The sequence below is a fragment of the Streptomyces sp. CC228A genome, from assembly GCF_021390935.1.
Taxonomy (GTDB): Bacteria; Actinomycetota; Actinomycetes; order Streptomycetales; family Streptomycetaceae; genus Streptomyces.
Window position 1 is genome coordinate 36937 of sequence record NZ_JAJPUI010000005.1, and the last position, 19952, is coordinate 56888.

The window sequence follows — 19952 nt, forward strand, 5'->3', positions numbered from 1 at the left end:
CCGCGGGCCGTGCGTCGAGACCCGCCGTGGCCCGGCGGCCCGCCTTGGCCCCGTGCCCTGGGCCGACGACCCGTCATGACCCGGCCATGCACCTGCCGCCCATGGGCTGAAGCCCGCCCGCCCCGGCCTCGCGCCCTGGGCCGGCGGCCCGCCATGACCCGGCCATGCGCCTGCCGCCCCGATGGGCTGGAGCCCGGCCGCGCGCCCCGGCGCCTGCGGCGGCCCCGGCCCGGCGGCCCACCCGGCTGCCCCGGACCGGCGGCCCGGACCCGGACCACCCGGCTGCCCTCGCCCGCCCGCCCTCCGCCGGGCGCAGGCTCCGCGCAGACGCGCAGACGCGCAGGCGCGCAGGCGCGCAGGCGCCGCACAGGCGGCCCGCGGGGCCGGGCGTCCCGTCGTGCGGGCCCGGCCGCGGGCGGGCCCGCGGCCATGACACCATCGCCTACGTGCTCGACATCGGCTACTCGCTCTCCCGCCGCTTCCCCGACCCGCCGCAGACGGACTACCGGCGGGCGGACGTCTACGCGCTGCGGCACGACCTGTTCTGCGGGGACGTGTACCTGGCCGACACCGAGGCCGACCGGGAGCTGTCCACAGCCTGGGGATGGGTGCCCGTGCTGGACTTCGCGTGGGCGCTGTGCGACATCGTCGAGCAGCTCGACCGCGACCCCCGCGGCAGCCGCGCCGCCCAGCCCCAGCACGCCGAGCTGGACTTCACGGAGTCCGCGGACCGGATGCTCTTCGAGCGGCGCTTCGGCTGGGTGGACGTCGAGGCCGACTGGATGCCCGGACACGAGCCCCCGCTCACCTTCAGCCACGCCGAACTGCGCCGCGAGGCAAGGGACTTCCTGCACGACCTGATCGCGGACCTCACCGACCTGCACGAGGACCTGGCCGACAACCCGGCCGTCTGGGACCTCCAGGCACGCTTTCCCCGCGTGCCGTAACGCGTCCCGCACGGGGCCAGTAGCATCGGGCGTTCCGAACGATCGTCGGCGAGCGGTCCCCCGGGACCGCGCGGGGAGGGGACCCGGTTGATCAGGCAGCGGATACTCGTGACGGGGGGCACCGGCTTCGTCGGGGCCCATGTGGTGGACCGCCTCGGCCCCGACGTCGACGTGCGGATCCTGACACACCGCCGGGAGCTGCCCGCCCGGTGGTCCGACCGGCCCGTGCGGGCCGTACGGGGCGATCTGGCCGACCCCGCCTCGCTCCGCGGCGTCTGCGAGGGCGTCGACACCGTCCTGCACCTCGCGGCGCGCGTCGGCGGCGACGAGGAGAGCTGCCGCGCCGTCAACACCGAGGGCACCCGCGCCCTGCTCGCGGAGGCCGGGCGGGCCGGCGTCGGGCGCGTGGTCCAGCTGGGCACCGCGGCCGTGTACCGGGACGAGCCCCACCGCGGGGAGGCCGAGGGGTGCCTGGCCGAGGAGCCGGTGTCCCCGACGAGCGTGACCCGGCTGGCCGGGGAGCGGCTGGTACTCGCGGCCGGAGGCACGGTGCTCCGCCCGCATCTCGTGTACGGGGCGGGCGACACCTGGGTCGTGCCGGCACTGGTGCGGATCCTGGCCGCGGTACCGCACTGGGTGGACGGCGGCCGCGCCCGCATCTCCATGGTGTCCGCCGACGCGCTGGCCGGTGCGCTCGCCCACCTCGCGACGGGGGCGCCGTCCCGGCGGCTGGCCAGCGGGGTGCTGCACGCGAGCCACCCGGAACCCGTCACCGCACGGGAGCTCCTCACCGCGGTGTGCCGTGCGCTGGGCCTGCCGGAGCCCGCGGGCGAGGTCGCGCGTGAGCGCGCCGCGGAGCTGCTGGCGGCGGCCGGGATGCCCGGCGGGCGCAGGATGGTGTCGCTGCTGGCGACGGACCACTGGTACGACAGCAGCCGCCTGTGGTCGATGGTGCCGGCGGGGCCCGGCCCGGCGTTCCGTGACGCCTTCCCCGCGTACGCCGACTGGTACGCGCAGGACCACGCCCGGCGCAGCGCGGAAGTGGGCGCGCGGTAGACGGCCGGCCCTGCCGGCGGCCTCCCGGCGCCGCACCGGAGTACGCCCCCTACCGGGGCCCTGCACCGGGTCCCTGCGCCTGTGGCCCTGCACCGGGGCGCGCCCGTACCCGGGGCGCCGTACCGGGGCACTCCCCGTACCCGGGGCCCGCCGCGCGCAGGCGGAGCCCGACACCCGGGGCACCCTCCCGGCTACGAGGAGGCGGCGCCCCGCAGCCCGCGCCCTACGCCCCACGCGGCACCCGCGCCCCACCACGCGCGCGCACCCGCACCCCGGCACACGGCACGCGGCACGCGCCCGCACGCGGCACCCGCCCCCGACACGCGCATCCGCCTCACACACGCAGCACCGCACCCGCACCACGCACGCGACCCCGCCCGCACCACACCCACACCCACACCCACACCGAACTGTTCATGAACCGATCCGTAACCGCACTCAAACCGTGCACGAGCTGTCCCCGCTCGATCACGGACAGCGCGTCCATCAGCTGACGTAGTTACGCGTACTCATTCCGAGTACGAAACCGCGCTCCTGGTTTGTTACCCGCTTCGACGCCTCGCAGGGAACGAGAAATTCCGCTACACAGCGTAGCGATCTCCTCACTCTCCACAGACGAAGCGCCCCATCTCCCCCTCCTCGCTGGCCAGTTGACCCCGCTTGTCACGCTTTCGGAGTCGCGAAACCGTTCGTTCATTCGGCAGAAAGCGAGCGACCGGGGCTCGATCTTTAGCCACGACAAAATACCGGCGCGTCTGTATCTTTGGCCGCGGAGCGACAAGACGTGGCTCTCAATCAAGGGGGAGACGCATGCTCGACTTGGTGTACACGGAGCGCACGGGCGGTACCGCGGTGGCCACGGCGCCCGCGCCCAGACCCTTCCATCCCATGTCCGCGGCGATGTGCCACCGGGTGCGCGAGGAGGACGCGTTCCCGATCGCCTGGACCGCCCTCGACGCGAACCAGTTCCTCGTCAAGGCGTGCTGGCCGGCCGACCACCCGTTCTTCGCCCCCGTCCAGGGCGGCATCCACGATCCGATGCTGATTGCAGAAACGATGCGGCAGGCAGCGATGGCGGTCATCCACGCGGCGTACGACATACCGCTGGACCACCACTTCCTGCTCACCGACCTCGACTACACCTGCCACCCCGAGGGCCTCGGTGTCAGCGACAGCGACAACACGGTGGACGTCCGCATCACGTTCTCGCAGCTCACGTACCGCTGCGGCCGGGTCTCGCAGATGCGTGTGGACACCGTCTTCGAGCGCGACGGCCGCCCGGTGGCCACCAGCGGCGGCGACGTCCGCCTCACCAGCGGGCCCGCCTACCGCCGGCTGCGCGGCGACCGCTCGGTGCCGGTGCTCGCCGTTCCGGTCGAACCGCCGGTCGACCCGTTCCTCGTGGGGCGCCCGCACGTCGACCACGTCCTGCTCTCGCCCACGGCCGAGGAGCCCGGCGAGTGGAACCTCCGGGTGGACACCCGGCACCCCACGCTCTTCCAGCGGCCCAACGACCACATCCCCGGCATGCTGCTCTTCGAGGCAGCCCGCCAGGCCGCGTACGCCGCCACCGCGCCGACCGCGTTCCTGCCCGTGCACGGCAGCATCTCGTTCCACCGCTATGCCGAGTTCGGCATCCCCTGCCGGATCGCGACGCGCGTCATCCCGCCGCTCGCCCCCGGCACCCGGGCGGTCGTGAGCGTCACCGGCCACCAGGCCGGCGAACCGGTCTTCCAGTGCACGTTCCTGACGCCCCAGCGCATGGCCGTCTGACCCGCCCTCGGCACGGCACCCGCCACCCCCCACGCCCCACCCCCCACGCCCGCACGCCCCGCCACCACGCGGTACGGCCCGGGCACTCCGGGCCGTACCGCGTACGCAGCGGCGGTCAGCCCCCGTACGGACGGGCCGCACGGCCCTCGCGCAGGGTGACCCCCCACCAGGCGAGCTGGTCCAGCATGACCGCGGCGGCCTTCGCCGGCCCCTCCGCGTCGTACGGCCGGCCGTCCTCGTCGAACTTCTCCCACGCCATGTGGAAGCTGACCGTGTCGCGCAGGGTCACGGCGTGCAGCTCCGCGAAGACCTGGCGCAGCTGCTCGACGGCCCGCTGGCCGCCGACCATCCCGCCGTACGACACGAAGCCGACGGGCTTGGCCCGCCACTCGCTGTAGACGTAGTCGATGGCGAGTTTCAGCGAGGCCGGGTAGCCGTGGTTGTACTCCGGCGTGATCACCACGAAGCCGTCGAGGCCGGCGATCCGCTCGGCGAGGCGCGGCGCGCTGCCGGAGGCCCCGGCCTCCTCCAGGGTGAGCTTCAGCTCCTCGACGAGGGCCGGTTCGGTCAGGTCGACGACATGGACCTCCATGTCGTCGCGCTTGCCGATCTCGGAGACGAACCACCGGGCGATGGTGTCGGCGAACCGCCCGGTGCGGACGCTGCCGACGATGACACCGATCTTGAGAGGCGACTCGGACATGGTGTTCCTCGATTCGTGGAGTTGAGGGAGCAAAGAAGAAGAGGACGAAGAAGGCGGCGCCGCAGTGGACCCTCGGCCCACCGAGCGCCCCGCGGCCCACCGCGCAGACCGGCGACCCACCGCCCAGACAGGCGGCCCACCGAGCGCCCCCGCGACCCACCGCCCAGACGTGGGGCCACCGAGCAGGGGGCGGCCGCACGAGAGGCGGCCGCACAGGAGGCAGTCACACAGGAGGCAGTCGCACACGGAGTCAGCGGACCGGTCAGGCCCGACCGAGTCGGGTCAGGGCCGGTCAGGGCCGGTCAGACCGTGCCCGCACGCGGCCGGGGCGGCGGCGCCCACGCCGGGCGGGGAGGCGTACCGGAGGGGTCTTCGGGGCGTCGGCGCTCCGCCGGTTCGGGACCTCCGGCCCCCCGTACGCGTGGAACACGACACCCCGCATCGCGACACCCCTCCGTTTCCGCCACTTTGGCCCCGCCGCCGCGGCTGCGGGGCGATACGGAGAACGTAGGACCTCAACTCCACTTGAGGTCAATGCCGCCCGGAAAAACGGACCGTCGGCATGTTTCCCCACCGCGCCGCGGGCTCAGCGGGCGAGGCGGCCGCCGTCCACCGCGACCGTGGTGCCCGTCAGATAGGAGGCGCGGTCGCTGCACAGCCAGGCCGCAGCCTCGGCGATCTCCTCACTCTCCGCGAGACGGCCCAGCATGGCCTTGCCCGCCATCGCGTTCTCCCGGGCCGGGTGGTCCTCCGCCAGCCAGCCGGTGAGCATCTCGGTGCGGGTGGCGCCCGTGGCCAGGGCGTTGACCCGTATACCGGCGGAGCCGTACTCGTTGGCCGCCGCCTTCGTCAGACCGATCACCGCGTGCTTGGCCGCCATGTACGGCGATCCGGCCGCGGTGGCGACCAGCCCGGCGGTGCTGCTGTTGTTGACGATGGCGCCGGCACCCCGCTCCAGCATCGCGGTGAGCTCGGCGCGCATGCAGTTCCACACCCCCCGGACGTTCACCTCCATCACCTCGTCGAAGACGGCGTCCTCCATGAGGTGCATGGGCCCGGGCAGGGCGGCCACACCGGCGTTGTTGAACGCCGCGTCGAGCCCCCCGTACGCGGAGACCGCCGCCGCCACCGCGCGGTCGGCGTCCGCCCGCCGCGCGACATCCCCGGCAACGTACTGCGCCCGACCCCCCTGAGCCGTCAACTCTTCGACCAATGAGGCCAGTTGGGCCTCCTTGCGGGCGACGAGCGTCACCGCGGCGCCCTCGCGGCAGAACACCCGCGCCGCGGCGGCCCCGATCCCCCGCCCCGCCCCCGTGACCAGTACCGACTTCCCTGCGAGCAAGCTGCTACCGGCGATCATGCGACGGACGGTACCAGTCAGCCTCTATCAAACCGGACATGCGGTACTACACTCCTGAACAAGTCGCCTCCGGGCCCGCGCGCCCTGCGCTGACCAGTAGGTTCTCCGCCAGAGGCGCGCCGCGTCGGCCGCCCGCCCCGGTGACGGAGCTGACAAAAATACGGACCCCCTGGTTGAATTCCAGGTACATGGCTGATGCAGTGGACCCGCTCGGCCGTACGAGACCTGGCAACCGGAGGCACCGTGGCACAGCAGGAACGGGCAGTCCGCACCCGTCGCACGATCCTTGAGGCGGCAGCGGCCGTGTTCGACGAGCGGGGGTACGAGGCCGCGACGATCGCGGACATCCTCACCCGGGCCGGTGTCACCAAGGGCGCCCTGTACTTCCACTTCCCGTCGAAGCAACTCCTCGCGCAGGGCGTGATCGACGAGCAGTTCGCGGAGGGGGGCGTGCCGCCCCGGGACATCAAGCTCCAGGAGATCTTCGACATGTCGATGGTCCTGGCGTACCGCATGCGCCGCGAGCCGATGCTGAGCGCCGGAGCCCGGCTGTCCCTCGGCCCGGCGACGAACAAGACCTTCCGCGGCGGTTCCCTGCCCGGCTGGATCGAGCTCACCCGGGACCTGCTGGACCAGGCCAAGAACCAGGGCGAGCTGCTGCCGCACGTGGAGACGGCCTCGGCGGCGTGGACCCTCACCGCCGCCTGGACCGGCGCCCAGTCCGTGTCCGAGACCCTCACGGACCGCGAGGACTTCGAGGACCGCGTCGCCGACCTGTACGGCTACATCTACCCGAGCATCGCCACCCCGGCCGTACTGGCACGCCTCGACATGGCACCGGACCGGGGAGCACGCGTCATAGAGGAGATGAACGCGGACGCCCAGGCCGTCCACCGGGCCGCCGCGTCCGAAAGCATCCCCGCCTGACACCCACCGGACCGCCGCGACCCCCCACCCGCCCCGGCCGGGGCCCCACCCCGGCCCACGAGCACCCCCGCGCAAGCCGGGCACCCGCCCGGCCCTGCCCGGTGAGCGAGCGGCCGCGCCCCGTGGGAAGAGGCCCCGCCGGCACCGGCGCCACCGGGACCGCCCCGTTATGTTTTCTGCGGCTCCGCAACGGGGCCGCTGGCCTCCGGGCCCGGCATGACTGTTGCCCCCTGTCGAAGGCATGACCTGGGGGGTGGTGTCACCGGGTCCGGGGGTGTTCGTCGGAGACGCTGATCAGAGGTCCGGCCACCGTCCGGTCCGGCGCAATGCCGGACAGTTCGCGGGCGGCAGGTCTGCATAACGTGGATGCGCGAGCACGACACCCGAGCCGAGGCCGGCACCGCCAACACCCCCTGGGAAGGGGCACGATGTTCGAGATCGAAGACGTGGGCGTGTTCCTGGGCCTGGACGTCGGCAAGAGTGCCCACCACGGTCATGGGCTCACCCCGGGCGGGAAGAAGGTCTTCGACAAACCGCTGCCCAACAGCGAGCCCAGGCTGCGGGCCGTCTTCGACAAGCTGCGCGACAAGTTCGGCACCGTCCTGGTGATCGTGGACCAGCCCGCCTCCATCGGCGCCCTGCCGCTGACCGTCGCCCGCGACGCCGGCTGCCAGGTCGCCTACCTGCCCGGACTCGCGATGCGCCGGATCGCCGACCTCTACCCGGGCGAGGCCAAGACCGACGCCAAAGACGCCGCCGTCATCGCGGACGCCGCACGGACTATGCCGCACACCCTGCGCTCGCTGGAACTGACCGACGAGATCACTGCCGAGCTCACCGTGCTCGTCGGCTTCGACCAGGACCTCGCCGCCGAGGCCACCCGCACCTCCAACCGGATACGCGGTCTGCTCACCCAGTTCCACCCCTCGCTGGAGCGCGTCCTGGGCCCGCGCCTGGACCACCAGGCCGTGACCTGGTTGCTGGAGCGCTACGGATCCCCGGCCGCCCTGCGCAAGGCAGGCCGCCGCAGACTCGTGGAGCTGATCCGCCCGAAGGCCCCGCGCATGGCCACCCGGCTGATCGACGACGTCTTCGACGCGCTCGACGAACAGACCGTCGTGGTCCCGGGCACCGGCACCCTCGACATCGTGATCCCCTCCCTGGCCGCCTCGCTCACCGCTGTTCACACCCAGCGCCGGGCGATGGAAGCCCAGATCAACGCTCTGCTGGAGGCTCACCCTCTTTCCCCGGTCCTGACGTCGATGCCCGGCGTCGGCGTCAGGACCGCCGCCGTCCTGCTGGTTACCGTCGGCGACGGCACCAGCTTCCCCACCGCAGCCCACCTCGCCTCCTACGCCGGCCTCGCACCCACCACGAAGCAGTCCGGGACCTCGATCCACGGCGAACACGCACCCCGAGGCGGAAACCGGCAGCTCAAACGGGCGATGTTCCTCTCGGCCTTCGCCTGCATGAACGCCGACCCGGCCTCCCGCACCTACTACGACAAGCAACGAGCCCGCGGCAAAACCCACACCCAGGCACTCCTCCGCCTCGCCCGCCAACGCATCAGCGTCCTGTTCGCCATGCTCCGCGACGGCACCTTCTACGAACCCCGGACACCGACGGACGTCGAACTCGCCGCATAGCTTCAGCAAGCCCGAACCACCCGAAACCCGACAGAGGTGCCTTGACGAAAGACATAGAGGCACCCCCCTCGCCGCCTACTCCTTGCCCAGCGCGGCCAGTGCGTCGTCCGTCAGCCGGTGCACCGTCCACTCGTCCATCGCCACCGCGCCGAGCGACCTGTAGAAACCGATCGCGGGCTCGTTCCAGTCCAGGACGGACCACTCCAGCCGCTCGTAGCCGCGCTCCCCGCAGATCCGCGCCAGCTCCCGCAGCAGCGCCCTGCCGTGGCCGCCGCCCCGGGCCTCGGGGCGGACGTACAGGTCCTCCAGGTAGATGCCGTGGACCCCGCGCCACGTCGAGAAGTTCAGGAACCACAGGGCGAAGCCGACGACCTCCCCGCTGTCGTCCTGCGCGACATGCGCGAACGCGGCCGGCCGCTCGCCGAAGAGCGCCTCCCTCAGCTGGTCCTCGGTCGCCCGCACCTCCTCCAGTGCCTTCTCGTACAGGGCGAGCTCACGGACCATGGCGTGGATGAGCGGGACGTCGGCGGGTACGGCGGTACGAATCATGCCCGCAGCCTGCCGCCACCGCCCCGCCGCCGTCCACCCGCTGCGCCCCTCCCCGCGGCCCCGCCCATCCAGTAACGTCCCCCGCCATGAACACGATCAACGGCGGCATCTCGTTCTGGTACGCGCAGGAGGGCACTCCGACGCCGCGGGAGCCGCTGCCCGGGGACATCGCCGCCGACGTCTGCATCGTGGGAGGCGGCTACACGGGCCTGTGGACGGCCTACTACCTGAAGAAGGCCGTGCCGTTCCTCGACATCGTCGTCCTGGAGGCCCGCTTCTGCGGGTACGGCGCCTCCGGGCGCAACGGCGGCTGGCTGTACAACGGCATCGCCGGCCGCGACCGGTACGCCCGGCTGCACGGCCACGACGCCGCCGTACGGCTCCAGCAGGCCATGAACGCCACCGTCTCCGAGGTCGTCGACGTCGCCGCGCGGGAGGGCATCGACGCCGACATCCACCGCGGCGGGGTCCTGGAAGTCGCCCGCACCCCCGCCCAACTGGCCCGCCTCAAAAGCCTCTACGCCGCCGAGCTGGCCTTCGGCGAGCAGGACCGCGAGTGGTACGGGGCCCGCGAGACCGCCGCGCGCCTCAAGGTCAGCGGCGCCGTCGGCTCGTCGTGGACGCCGCACGGCGCCCGCATCCAGCCGGCGAAGCTCGCCAAGGGCCTTGCCGCCACCGTCGAGTCCCTCGGCGTGACGATCCACGAGAACACCCCCGTCACCGAGATCAGGCCGAAGCACGCCGTCACCCCGTACGGCACCGTCCGCGCCCCGTACGTGCTGCGCTGCACCGAGGGCTTCACCGCCTCCCTCAAGGGCCGGCGCCGCACCTGGCTCCCCATGAACTCGTCCATGATCGTGACGGCTCCGCTGCCGGCCCCGGTCTGGGCCGAGCTGGGCTGGGAGGGCCGCGAGACCCTCGGCGACACCGCCCACGCCTACATGTACGCCCAGCGCACCGCCGACGACCGGATCGCGCTCGGCGGGCGCGGCGCCCCGTACCGCTACGGCTCCCGCACCGACCACGACGGCCGCACCCGGCCCGCTGCCGTCCGGGAGCTGCACGGCATCCTGGTCGACTTCTTCCCGCGGCTCGCGGGTGTGGAGATCGCCCACACCTGGTCGGGCGTCCTCGGGGTGCCCCGCGACTGGTGCGCCACCGTCACCCTGGACCGCACCACCGGCCTGGGCTGGGCCGGCGGCTACGTCGGCTCGGGCGTCGCCACCGCGAACCTCGCCGCGCGCACCCTGCGCGACCTCATCCAGCAGGACTCCGGCCAGTCCGGCCCCACCGAGCTGACCGCGCTGCCGTGGGTCGGCCACCGGGTCCGCACGTGGGAGCCCGAGCCGCTGCGCTGGCTCGGCGTGCACGCCCTGTACGCCGCGTACCGGCACGCCGACCGCCGGGAGGCCGCCACGCACAGCGCGGACACCGCGCGCCTCGCCCGCATCGCCGACCGCGTCGCGGGCCGCCACTGACCGCACCCCGCCGGGCCGGTCCGCCGCCGACCGCACCCGCCGGTCCGCCGCCCGGCCGCGACCGGCCCCGTACGACGCCGAAGGCCCCCGGCCGGGAGGGGCCGGGGGCCTTCGGGGAAGAGCCGCCTGTCGGAATCGAACCGACGACCTCAAGATTACAAGTCAAGCGCTCTAGCCAACTGAGCTAAGGCGGCAACCGGGCCAGTGTAACCGGAGCCGCGGCGCGCCGTGGTCGGGAAGGTCACCGGCCCGCGGGTGCTGACAGGAGCCGCCCCGGCCAGGTACCGTCACCCGCAGTTCACTCGCATGGACTAGACCTGAACATTCCTTCCTTTACTCGGATCGTCCGGCACGTTCCTGCCGGTGAAGGGAAACCACCACCATGGCTTCTGTCACGTTCGACAAGGCCACCCGGCTGTACCCGGGTGGCACCAAGCCCGCCGTCGACCAGCTCGACATCGAGATCGCGGACGGCGAGTTCCTCGTCCTCGTCGGCCCCTCCGGCTGCGGCAAGTCCACGTCCCTGCGCATGCTCGCCGGTCTGGAGGACGTCAACGGCGGCGCCATCCGCATCGGGGACCGCGACGTCACCCACCTGCCGCCGAAGGACCGGGACATCGCCATGGTGTTCCAGAACTACGCGCTCTACCCGCACATGACCGTCGCCGACAACATGGGCTTCGCCCTCAAGATCGCCGGCGTGAACAAGGCGGAGATCCGCAAGAAGGTCGAGGAGGCCGCCAAGATCCTCGACCTCACCCCGTACCTGGACCGCAAGCCGAAGGCCCTGTCCGGCGGCCAGCGCCAGCGCGTCGCCATGGGCCGCGCCATCGTCCGCGAGCCGCAGGTCTTCCTCATGGACGAGCCGCTGTCCAACCTGGACGCCAAGCTCCGCGTCTCGACCCGTACGCAGATCGCGTCGCTCCAGCGCCGCCTCGGCATCACCACGGTCTACGTCACGCACGACCAGGTCGAGGCCCTGACGATGGGCGACCGCGTCGCCGTCCTCAAGGACGGCCTGCTCCAGCAGGTCGACACCCCGCGCACCATGTACGACCGCCCGGCCAACCTCTTCGTCGCCGGCTTCATCGGCTCCCCCGCCATGAACCTCGTCGAGGTCCCGATCGCCGAGGGCGGCGTCATGTTCGGCGACAGCGTCGTGCCGGTGTCCCGCGACGCGCTGTCCGCGGCCGCCGCCAAGGGCGACCGGACCGTCACGGTCGGCGTCCGCCCCGAGCACTTCGACGTGGCCGACGGCTCCGCCGCCGGTGCGCCGGCCGGCCTCGCCGTCTCCGTCAACGTCGTCGAGGAGCTCGGCGCCGACGGCTACGTCTACGGCACCGCCCAGGTCGCCGGCGAGACCAAGGACCTCGTCGTCCGCGTCGGCGGCCGCTCCATCCCGGCGAAGGGCTCCACGCTGCACGTCGTGCCGCGCGCGGACGAGATGCACGTCTTCTCGACCACCACCGGCGAGCGCCTCTCCGACTGACCCGCGCCCACCAGGCACCACCCGCACCACCGCACGAACCGCGCACCACCCGCCACGCCCGCGCACCGGCCCGCCCCCGGCGAGCGGCCCGCACGCCGGGGGCGGGTGCGCGCGGCACCGCAGCGGCCCCGCGTCCGTCCGCCGGACGCGGGGCCGTTCGCGTCCCCGCCACCCCACCGGCCCCGCCCGCAGGGCGCGTTTCGGCCGCCGTTCCCCTGCCGGCGTCAACTCCGCACGCCCAAAAGGGGAAAGAAACCTCCCTCATCAGAGTGACTAAACGTCTCTGAAACTTCACCGACCGCTACGCTCCCTCCCGTGACCCAGACAGCACGCCGCATCGGCCGCACCCTCGCTCTCGTCCTGCCCGTCGTCCTGGTGCTCTCCGGAACTCTCGCGGTCACCAGCGTCCCCTGGGCAGGTGCACACCCCGAAACCGAGCTCCTCACGGCGTCCGCAGAGAGCGTCTCGGAGCCCGCCAAGCCCCGCGCCCCGCAGGACGTCCTGCGCGACCGCCTGATGGTCGAGCTGCGCGAGAAGGACCCCGGCACCGCGCTCACCAGCCTGCAGCGCGCCGTGGAGCAGAGCCCGTCCCTGGGCAAGTACTGCATGTCCCTCGCCCGCGACCTCGGCCAGGCCGCCGTCCTCCACTACGGGCCGACCCGCGCGCAGTCCTACTCGCGCCCGGTCTGCGACACGTCCTTCGCCTCCGGCGTCGCCCACGCCAGCTGACAGCCCCCGCACCCCCCACGTGGCCGGCACCCCCCTCGCGCACCCTGGCGAGGCGCCCCCCACGCAGGCCGTGATCCTGGCAGGAGGCCAGGGATCCCGTCTGCGTCCGTACACCGACGACCGCCCCAAGCCGATGGTCGAGATCCCGGGCACCGGGACCCCGATCATCGGCCATCAGCTGTCCTGGCTCGCCGCCGAGGGCGTCACCGACGCCGTGGTCTCCTGCGGCCACCTCGCCGGCGTCCTCCAGGACTGGCTGGCCACCGCCCGGCTGCCGCTGCGCGTCAGCACCGTCGTGGAGGACGAGCCCCTCGGCCGCGGCGGGGCACTGAAGTACGCGGCAGCCGGCCTGCCCCGCCCCGACGCGCCCTGGTACGCCACCAACGGCGACATCTGGACCCGGTTCTCGCTGCGCGAGATGGCCGCGTTCCACACCGAGCGCGACGCCGCCGCGACCCTCGCCCTGGCCCGGCCCCGCATCCCGTGGGGCGCCGTCGAGACCGACGCCTTCGGCCACATCACCGACTTCATCGAGGCGCCGCCCTCGCCCTACCTCATCAACGCGGGTGTGTACGTCTTCTCCGCGGGCTTCCGCGACCTGCTCCCCGAGCGCGGCGACCACGAGCGCACCACCTTCCCCCGCCTCGCGCGCGAACGCCGCCTCGCCGGCTTCCCGCTGCCGCAGGGCGCCTACTGGCGGGCCATCGACACCGCCAAGGACCTCACCGAGGCCGCCAAGGAGCTGGTCGGCGACCGCGCCTAGGCGCTGCCCCGCCGCGCCCGCGGCTGCGCCCGTACGTGCATCCGCTCCCCCTGCCGCCCGAAGAGGCTGAGCAGCTCCACCGGGCCCTCCCCCGTGCTGCCGAACCAGTGGGGCAGCCGCGTGTCGAACTCGGCCGCCTCCCCCTGCCCCATCACCAGGTCGTGGTCGGCCAGCACCAGCCGCAGCCGCCCCGACAGCACGTAGAGCCACTCGTACCCCTCGTGGGTGCGCGGCTCCGGCGTGGTGCGGCCGGCGGGGATGACCATCTTGTACGCCTGGAGCGGGCCCGGGGTCCGGGTCAGCGGCACCACGGTGGCGTCGTGCCCGGTCCGCACCGGCTTCAGCCGCACCCGCGGGTCCCCCACGTCCGGCGCGCCGACCAGCTCGTCCAGGGGCACCTGGTGGGCCTGGGAGATCGGCAGCAGCAGCTCCAGCGTGGGGCGGCGCTGCCCCGACTCCAGCCGGGACAGGGTGCTGCGGGAGATGCCGGTCGCCTCCGACAGCGCGGTCAGGGTCAGCCCGCGCCGGGTGCGCAGATCCTTCAGGCGGGGCCCCACCGCCGCGAGCGCCCCGCTGATGTCGTCCGCCATGCCCCCAGTCCAGCCGTCCTTCCCCGGGATGGCAATTCCCGTTGCCGGTACAGCACGCCGTATGCGGCAGGGCGGTCACCGGCGCCTGCGCGGTGACCGCCCTGCGGGGACGGGTGGTGCGGCCCTGGGGTCAGCCCAGGAGGCCGCCGAGCGGGTTGCGGTTGCCGTCGGAGGATCCGCCCTCGTCGGAGTCGGAGCCCGTGCCGCTGTCCGAGCCGGTGTCCTCGCCCGTGCCGCCGCCGGTGGTCCCGCCGCTGTCGCCGCCGGCCGTCGGGCCGGAGCTGGTGGCGGGCGGCTCGGGGCGGGGCTGCTGCGGCGCGCCGCCGCCCTGGGTGGCGGTGGGCTGCTGCTCCTCGACGCGGCCGGTCTCCCGGACCGTCCCGGTGGGTCCGCCGGTGCGGCCCTCCGAGGGCTCCTCGCCGCCGACGCGGAGGCCGACGGGGTGCTGGCCGCCGACGACGACGGCCGCGGCTCGCGGGTGGTCGCCGCGCGGGACGGGGAGCCCTCGCCCTCCGGCTCCTGCGGCAGGGGGCGGCCCGGCAGGTGGTTGGTGGGGTCGTCGTTCGGCCCCGGCACGGTGATCAGGTCGGAGGACCGTACGGCTCCGCCCAGCAGCGAGCCGACGAGCAGGGTGAGCCCCACCACCACGGCGGCGGCGACGGCGCCGCGCCGCAGGACGCGGCGGCGCAGCGCCCACAGCGCGGAGCGCGGGCCGAGGGTGCGCCACGCCTCGCCGGCCAGGCGGCCGTCGACGGAGTAGACGGGTGCTCCGGCGATGATCAGCGGGGACCAGGCGGCCAGGTAGATGATGTCGGGCGCGTCGTACGCGGGCACGGCCCGCCAGCTGACCGTCAGCAGCAGCGCGGCCGACAGCAGCGCGCCGAACACGGCGGCGACCCGCTGCCAGAGGCCGAGGACGGTGAGGACACCGACGACGACCTGGGCGAAGGCCACGCTGAGCCCGGCGCCCACGGGGTGGGCGAGGGCGAAGTCCCGCAGCGGCTCGGCGAGCGGCCAGGGGTGCAGCGAGTTCAGCCAGTTGACCATGGAGCCGCGCTCGCCGCCGTCGAAGTAGACGGGGTCGCAGAGCTTGCCCATGCCGGCGTAGACCGAGATGAAGCCGAGGAAGACGCGCAGCGGCAGCAGGACGACGCCGAGGTTCATGCGGCGCCCCGGGTAGTAGGCGTGCCGCTGGTCGGCCTGGCCGGCGCGCTCGTCGTACGGGTCGTCGTACGGGTGTCCGGCGGCGCCGTGCGGGTCCGGCTCGTCGAGCGGGGCGTCGTACGCGCCCTCCGCGCGCCGCATGGGCGGCAGCAGCGGGGACTCGGTGGCGTGCGGTCCGCGGGGGCCGCCGACGACCGGGGTGGGGCGGGTGTCGTCGTCGGCGAGGGCGATGCGCGGGATGACCTGCGTCGCTCCGGCATCCCGCGCGGCGGTGCCCGGGGGCCGGCGAGCGCGTCGACGGCCGCGGAGTCCCGTACGGCCTGGAGGAGTCCGGTCGCGCCGGCGTCGCCGGGCGAGGACTTTCCGGTCCACACGACGGGCCGCCGCCGGGCGGCGCCCGGGGCCGCGCCGCTGAGGGCGGGGACGCGGGCGGGGTCGGAGAAGCGGGGCTTCCGGACCGGGGCGAGCTGTACCCGGAAGCTGGCGTGGTTCACGATGACCTGCGCGGGGTCACTGTTCACCTTGACCATGCTCAGCGCAGGCTGATCATCGAACCCGGGCCGGGGCGTTCTGGTGTCCACACTCATCTAACCGAGTGATGAGCGTTTAGGACACTGCCTTGACGGCGGGGAAATGTCCGAGACCCGTCAAGATCATGACGGGTCCCGGCAGGACGGGGCGGGCGGCCCGGTCAGACGCGGCGCCTGGCCGCCTCGTAGAGGACGACACCGGCCGCGACGCCGGCGTTCAGCGACTCGGCGCCGCCCGGCATCGGGATGGACACCCGGACGTCGCAGGTCTCGCCGACGAGGCGGGACAGGCCCTTGCCCTCACTGCCGACCACGATGACGACCGGCCCGCCGAGGGCCTCCAGGTCGGACAGCTCCACGTCGCCGTCGGCGGCGAGGCCGACGACGGTGATGCCCGCCTTCTTGTACGCCTCCAGGGCCCGGGTCAGGTTGGTGGCGCGGGCGACCGGGGTGCGGGCGGCCGTCCCCGCCGACGTCTTCCAGGCACCCGCGGTCATGCCCGCGGCGCGCCGCTCGGGCACGACGACGCCGTGGCCGCCGAACGCGGACACGGAGCGCACGATCGCCCCGAGGTTGCGCGGGTCGGTGACGCCGTCCAGCGCGACGATCAGCGGGTCCTCGCCCTCGTCGAACGCGGCCGCCGCCAGGTCCTCCGGGTGCGCGTACTCGTACGGCGGGACCTGGAGGACGAGGCCCTGGTGGTTGAGGCCGCCGGTCATCCGGTCCAGCTCGGCGCGCGGGGCCTCCATCAGGTGGATGCCGCCGCGGTCCGCCGCGAGCTTCAGCGCCTCGCGGACCCGCTCGTCGTTGTCGATGAACTGCTGGACGTAGAGCGTGGTGGCGGGCACACCGTCGCGCAGCGCCTCGAAGACCGGGTTGCGGCCGACGACCATCTCGGCCTGGCCCTTGCCTCCCCGGCGGGCGACGGGGCGCCGCTGCGCCTGCTTGGCCTTGGCGTTCGCGACGCGGTTCTTCACGTGGCCCTTGCGCATGTGCGCGGGCGGCGTCGGCCCCTTGCCTTCGAGGGAGCGACGCCGGTTGCCACCGCTGCCGACCATCGCGCCCTTCTTGTTGCTGGTGCGGCGGTTCCTGCGCTGGCTGTTCCCGGCCATGATGTCTACCTGTCGTCGTCAAGCTGTGAGCGTACGTACCTACGTAAGTGTGCCGCCCGGACGGACCGGGCGGCACGTCAAGGGTGCGTCAGCGGCCGCCGAGCGTCCACCGCGGGCCGTCCGGGCCGTCCTCGACGACCAGCCCGGACTGCCCGAGCTGGTCGCGGATCGCGTCCGCGGTGGCCCAGTCCTTGCGGGCCCGGGCGGCCTCCCGCTGGTCGAGCACCACCCGTACGAGGCTGTCGACGACTCCGTGCAGGTCCTGGCCGCGGTCCTGCTCGCCGGCCCACTGCGGGTCGAGCGGGTCGAGCCCGAGCACCCCGAGCATGGCCCGCACCTCCGCGAGCCGGGCGACGGCCGCGTCCTTGTCGTCCTCGGCGAGGGCGCTGTTGCCCTGCCGGACGGTGGTGTGGATCACGGCGAGGGCCTGCGGGACGCCCAGGTCGTCGTCCATGGCCTCGGCGAAGGCCGCGGGCACCTCGGCGGCGGGCTCGACGGTCCGCCCGGCCTTCTCGACGGCCCGCTGCACGAACCCCTCGATGCGGGAGTACGCCGCGTCGGCCTCGCGCAGGGCCTCCTCGCTGTACTCGATCATCGAGCGGTAGTGCGGGGTGCCGAGGTAGTAGCGCAGGACGACGGGCCGCCACTGCTTGACCATCTCGGACACGAGCACCGAGTTGCCCAGCGACTTGGACATCTTCTCGCCGCTCATGGTGACCCAGGCGTTGTGCAGCCAGTAGCGGGCGAACTCGTCGCCGTACGCCTTGGCCTGGGCGATCTCGTTCTCGTGGTGCGGGAACACCAGGTCCAGGCCGCCGCCGTGGATGTCGAAGACCTCGCCCAGGTACTTGTGCGCCATGGCCGAGCACTCCAGGTGCCAGCCGGGCCTGCCGCGGCCCCACGGGGTCTCCCAGGACGGCTCGCCGGGCTTGGCGGCCTTCCACAGCGCGAAGTCCCGGGGGTCCCGCTTGCCGGTCTCGCCGTCGCCGGACGGCTGGCGCAGGTCGTCGAGGTCCTGCCGGGACAGCTCCAGGTAGCCGGGGTAGGACCGCACGTCGAAGTAGACGTTGCCGTCCGCCTCGTAGGCGTGGCCCCGCTCGATGAGCCCCCGCATCATCTCGACCATCTCGGTGACGTGCCCGGTGGCGCGCGGCTCGTAGGTGGGCGGCAGGCAGCCGAGGGCGGTGTAGCCGTCGTCGAACGCGCGCTCGTTCTCGTACCCGATGGACCACCACGGGCGGCCCTGCTCCGCGGCCTTCGCGATGATCTTGTCGTCGATGTCCGTGACGTTGCGGACGAACGTCACGTCGTAGCCGCGGTAGGCGAACCAGCGGCGCAGGATGTCGAAGTTCAGCCCGGACCTGATGTGCCCGATGTGCGGGGCCGCCTGCACGGTGGCGCCACACAGGTAGATCGAGACGCAGCCCGGTGCGAGCGGGGTGAAGTCGCGGATCTGGCGGGCGCTGGTGTCGTACAGCCGAATAGTCACGCATCAAGAGTAGTGGGCACCCGTGCGTGCGGGATTCACGCGGGGCACCGGCGGATGCCCCGGGGCGTACGGTCCGCGGCCCGTGCGCCGAGCGGGCGAGGGCGCCCCGGGGCCGCACCGTCCGCGGTGTACGTCCCCGGGCGCCGCGCGCCGCTTACGGGACCCGGTACACCAGCGCGGTCGCGAGGGCCGCCAGGCCCTCGGCACGGCCGGTGAGGCCCAGGCCGTCGGTGGTGGTGCCGGAGACGGACACGGGCGCACCGGCCGCCGCACCGAGCGCCTTCTGCGCCTCCGCGCGCCGCTTGCCGATCTTGGGGCGGACGCCGATGACCTGGACGGCGATGTTCCCGATCTCGTAGCCCTCGGCGCGGACGATGCGGGCGGCCTCGGCGAGCAGGGTGGCCCCGGAGGCGCCGGACCACTCGGGCCGGTCGGTGCCGAAGTGCGCACCGAGGTCGCCCAGGCCGGCGGCGGAGAACAGCGCGTCGCAGGCGGCGTGGGCGGCGACGTCGCCGTCGGAGTGGCCGGCGAGCCCGTACTCCTCGTCCTCCCACAGCAGGCCGGCGCACCACAGCTCGCGGCCGCGCTCGAAGGCGTGGACGTCGGTGCCGATGCCGACCAGCGGCATCACGGGCAGGTCAGAAGCCATCGGTGACCCTCCTGCGGGCGAGTACGGCCTCGGCCAGGACCAGGTCGAGGGGCCGGGTGACCTTGAACGCCTCCTCGTGGCCGGGGACGGCGACGACAGGCAGGCCGAGCTTCTCGACCATGCCGGCGTCGTCGGTGCAGCCGTCGGTGACCTCGTCGTGGGCGCGGACGAGGGTGGCGCGGTCGAAGCCCTGCGGGGTCTGGACGGCGCGCAGCCGGGCGCGTTCGGGCGTGCCCAGCACCGGTTCGGCGCCGCCGCCGGGGACCGGCTCGACCTCCTTGACGGTGTCCGCCAACGGCACGGCCGGGACGACGGCGGGCGCGCCCCCGTCCCGTACCGCCTCGATGACGGCGTCGACGGTGTCGACGGGCACCAGGGGGCGGGCGGCGTCGTGGACGAGCACGATGCCGATGTCGTCGGGGAGCGCGGCGAGGCCGAGCCGGACGGACTCCTGGCGGGTGGCGCCGCCGGGGACGACGGTGACCTCGGTGCGCTCGGGCGCCGGGTACTCGTCGAGGAGGGCCCGCACGCCCGCGACGCCGTCGGGAGGCGCCACCACCACGACGTGGGACACGGCGCGGGACGCGGACATGGCCCGGACCGCGTGCACCAGGATCGGGGTGCCGCCCAGCGTGCGGAGCGCCTTCGGGGCGCCCGGGCCGAGCCGTACGCCTCGGCCGGCCGCGGGGATGACCGCGGCGGTACGGGCGGGACGTGCTGCGTCTGTCATCGTTGCACTCCGGCAGGTTTGTTCACTCGGCCGACATGGGTATGGACTGGGCGCGCCCCCGGCTGTAGGACCGGGGGACATGCTGGGCGCGACGCCTCGACCGGACCCTTCCGTGACGCTGGTGGGGGCGGGTGCACAGCAGCGGAGGTGCGGCGCCCTGCCCCGGACATGCCGCAGCGCCCGGCGACGATGCTGTGGGACACAGCATGTCATCGGGCACCGCGGCAATGATGGACCGAATGCGGGGAGGCGCCGGGGCGTCCAGCGG

General features: G+C 73.7%; 18 protein-coding genes and 1 tRNA gene. 9 read left to right on the forward strand and 10 right to left on the reverse strand.

Going from position 1 to position 19952, the window contains the following annotated elements; translation table 11 throughout:
- Window positions 1–446: 446 nt before the first annotated feature.
- The 3 genes from L6E17_RS15615 (at window position 447) to L6E17_RS15625 (ending at window position 3776) form a co-directional block, all read left to right on the forward strand.
- A complete protein-coding gene (locus L6E17_RS15615) occupies window positions 447–947 on the forward strand; it encodes a hypothetical protein (protein WP_236241393.1) in 501 nt (166 codons plus the stop codon).
- Window positions 948–1055: 108 nt separating this feature from the next.
- The gene (locus L6E17_RS15620; protein ID WP_236241394.1) at window positions 1056–2003 is read left to right on the forward strand and encodes an NAD(P)-dependent oxidoreductase; all 948 of its coding nucleotides are present in this window, start codon (window positions 1056–1058) and stop codon (window positions 2001–2003) included.
- A gap of 810 nt (window positions 2004–2813) precedes the next feature.
- Window positions 2814–3776 (forward strand): ScbA/BarX family gamma-butyrolactone biosynthesis protein, encoded by a 963-nt coding sequence (locus L6E17_RS15625; RefSeq protein ID WP_236241395.1) that lies wholly within the window; start codon window positions 2814–2816, stop codon window positions 3774–3776.
- Window positions 3777–3891: 115 nt separating this feature from the next.
- On the opposite strand, the gene L6E17_RS15630 is transcribed toward L6E17_RS15625, so the two are convergent.
- On the reverse strand, window positions 3892–4479 hold the full coding sequence (locus L6E17_RS15630; RefSeq protein ID WP_236241396.1) for an NADPH-dependent FMN reductase: 588 nt from the start codon (window positions 4477–4479) through the stop codon (window positions 3892–3894).
- Between the two features lie 586 nt (window positions 4480–5065).
- A complete protein-coding gene (locus L6E17_RS15635; protein ID WP_236241397.1) occupies window positions 5066–5839 on the reverse strand; it encodes an SDR family NAD(P)-dependent oxidoreductase in 774 nt (257 codons plus the stop codon).
- Between the two features lie 243 nt (window positions 5840–6082).
- Here L6E17_RS15635 and L6E17_RS15640 point away from each other — a divergent pair, with 243 nt between their 5' ends.
- Together L6E17_RS15640 and L6E17_RS15645 are read left to right on the forward strand one after the other, a co-directional pair.
- Window positions 6083–6766, forward strand: a complete 684-nt coding sequence (locus L6E17_RS15640; RefSeq protein ID WP_236241398.1) for a ScbR family autoregulator-binding transcription factor — start codon at window positions 6083–6085, stop codon at window positions 6764–6766.
- Between the two features lie 428 nt (window positions 6767–7194).
- The gene (locus L6E17_RS15645; RefSeq protein WP_236238829.1) at window positions 7195–8412 is read left to right on the forward strand and encodes an IS110 family transposase; all 1218 of its coding nucleotides are present in this window, start codon (window positions 7195–7197) and stop codon (window positions 8410–8412) included.
- A gap of 75 nt (window positions 8413–8487) precedes the next feature.
- On the opposite strand, the gene L6E17_RS15650 is transcribed toward L6E17_RS15645, so the two are convergent.
- Complete coding sequence (locus tag L6E17_RS15650; protein ID WP_236241399.1) at window positions 8488–8961, reverse strand: GNAT family N-acetyltransferase; 474 nt, start codon at window positions 8959–8961, stop codon at window positions 8488–8490.
- Window positions 8962–9047: 86 nt separating this feature from the next.
- Between L6E17_RS15650 and L6E17_RS15655 the strand changes: the two genes are divergently transcribed.
- Complete coding sequence (locus L6E17_RS15655) at window positions 9048–10439, forward strand: FAD-binding oxidoreductase (RefSeq protein ID WP_236241400.1); 1392 nt, start codon at window positions 9048–9050, stop codon at window positions 10437–10439.
- 120 nt (window positions 10440–10559) lie between these two features.
- Here L6E17_RS15655 and L6E17_RS15660 read toward each other — a convergent pair.
- Window positions 10560–10633 (reverse strand) — tRNA-Thr (locus L6E17_RS15660).
- 188 nt (window positions 10634–10821) lie between these two features.
- Here L6E17_RS15660 and L6E17_RS15665 point away from each other — a divergent pair.
- The 3 genes from L6E17_RS15665 (at window position 10822) to L6E17_RS15675 (ending at window position 13420) form a co-directional block, all read left to right on the forward strand.
- Window positions 10822–11928 carry an ABC transporter ATP-binding protein gene (locus L6E17_RS15665; protein WP_236241401.1) on the forward strand — a complete coding sequence of 369 codons (1107 nt, stop codon included), beginning with the start codon at window positions 10822–10824 and terminating at the stop codon, window positions 11926–11928.
- A gap of 315 nt (window positions 11929–12243) precedes the next feature.
- The gene (locus L6E17_RS15670) at window positions 12244–12657 is read left to right on the forward strand and encodes a hypothetical protein (protein WP_236241402.1); all 414 of its coding nucleotides are present in this window, start codon (window positions 12244–12246) and stop codon (window positions 12655–12657) included.
- A 70-nt stretch (window positions 12658–12727) separates the two neighbouring features.
- On the forward strand, window positions 12728–13420 hold the full coding sequence (locus L6E17_RS15675) for a nucleotidyltransferase family protein (RefSeq protein WP_236241403.1): 693 nt from the start codon (window positions 12728–12730) through the stop codon (window positions 13418–13420).
- Here the strand turns inward: L6E17_RS15675 and L6E17_RS15680 are convergent.
- From L6E17_RS15680 to ispD, 6 genes are all read right to left on the reverse strand, one after another.
- Window positions 13417–14010, reverse strand: a complete 594-nt coding sequence (locus tag L6E17_RS15680; protein WP_236241404.1) for a helix-turn-helix domain-containing protein — start codon at window positions 14008–14010, stop codon at window positions 13417–13419. The two genes, L6E17_RS15675 and L6E17_RS15680, sit on opposite strands and share 4 nt — an antisense overlap.
- A gap of 75 nt (window positions 14011–14085) precedes the next feature.
- Window positions 14086–15546 carry a DoxX family membrane protein gene (locus L6E17_RS15685; protein ID WP_308315883.1) on the reverse strand — a complete coding sequence of 487 codons (1461 nt, stop codon included), beginning with the start codon at window positions 15544–15546 and terminating at the stop codon, window positions 14086–14088.
- Between the two features lie 319 nt (window positions 15547–15865).
- Entirely contained in the window at window positions 15866–16816 is a 951-nt protein-coding gene (rlmB, locus tag L6E17_RS15690) for a 23S rRNA (guanosine(2251)-2'-O)-methyltransferase RlmB (RefSeq protein ID WP_236241405.1), read from the reverse strand.
- 88 nt (window positions 16817–16904) lie between these two features.
- On the reverse strand, window positions 16905–18305 hold the full coding sequence (gene cysS, locus L6E17_RS15695) for a cysteine--tRNA ligase (RefSeq protein ID WP_236241406.1): 1401 nt from the start codon (window positions 18303–18305) through the stop codon (window positions 16905–16907).
- A 154-nt stretch (window positions 18306–18459) separates the two neighbouring features.
- On the reverse strand, window positions 18460–18954 hold the full coding sequence (ispF, locus tag L6E17_RS15700) for a 2-C-methyl-D-erythritol 2,4-cyclodiphosphate synthase (protein ID WP_236241407.1): 495 nt from the start codon (window positions 18952–18954) through the stop codon (window positions 18460–18462).
- Window positions 18944–19684, reverse strand: coding sequence for a 2-C-methyl-D-erythritol 4-phosphate cytidylyltransferase (gene ispD / locus L6E17_RS15705; RefSeq protein ID WP_236241408.1), 741 nt, complete (start codon window positions 19682–19684; stop codon window positions 18944–18946). The genes ispF and ispD overlap by 11 nt, the downstream gene beginning before the upstream one ends.
- Window positions 19685–19952 lie beyond the last annotated feature (268 nt).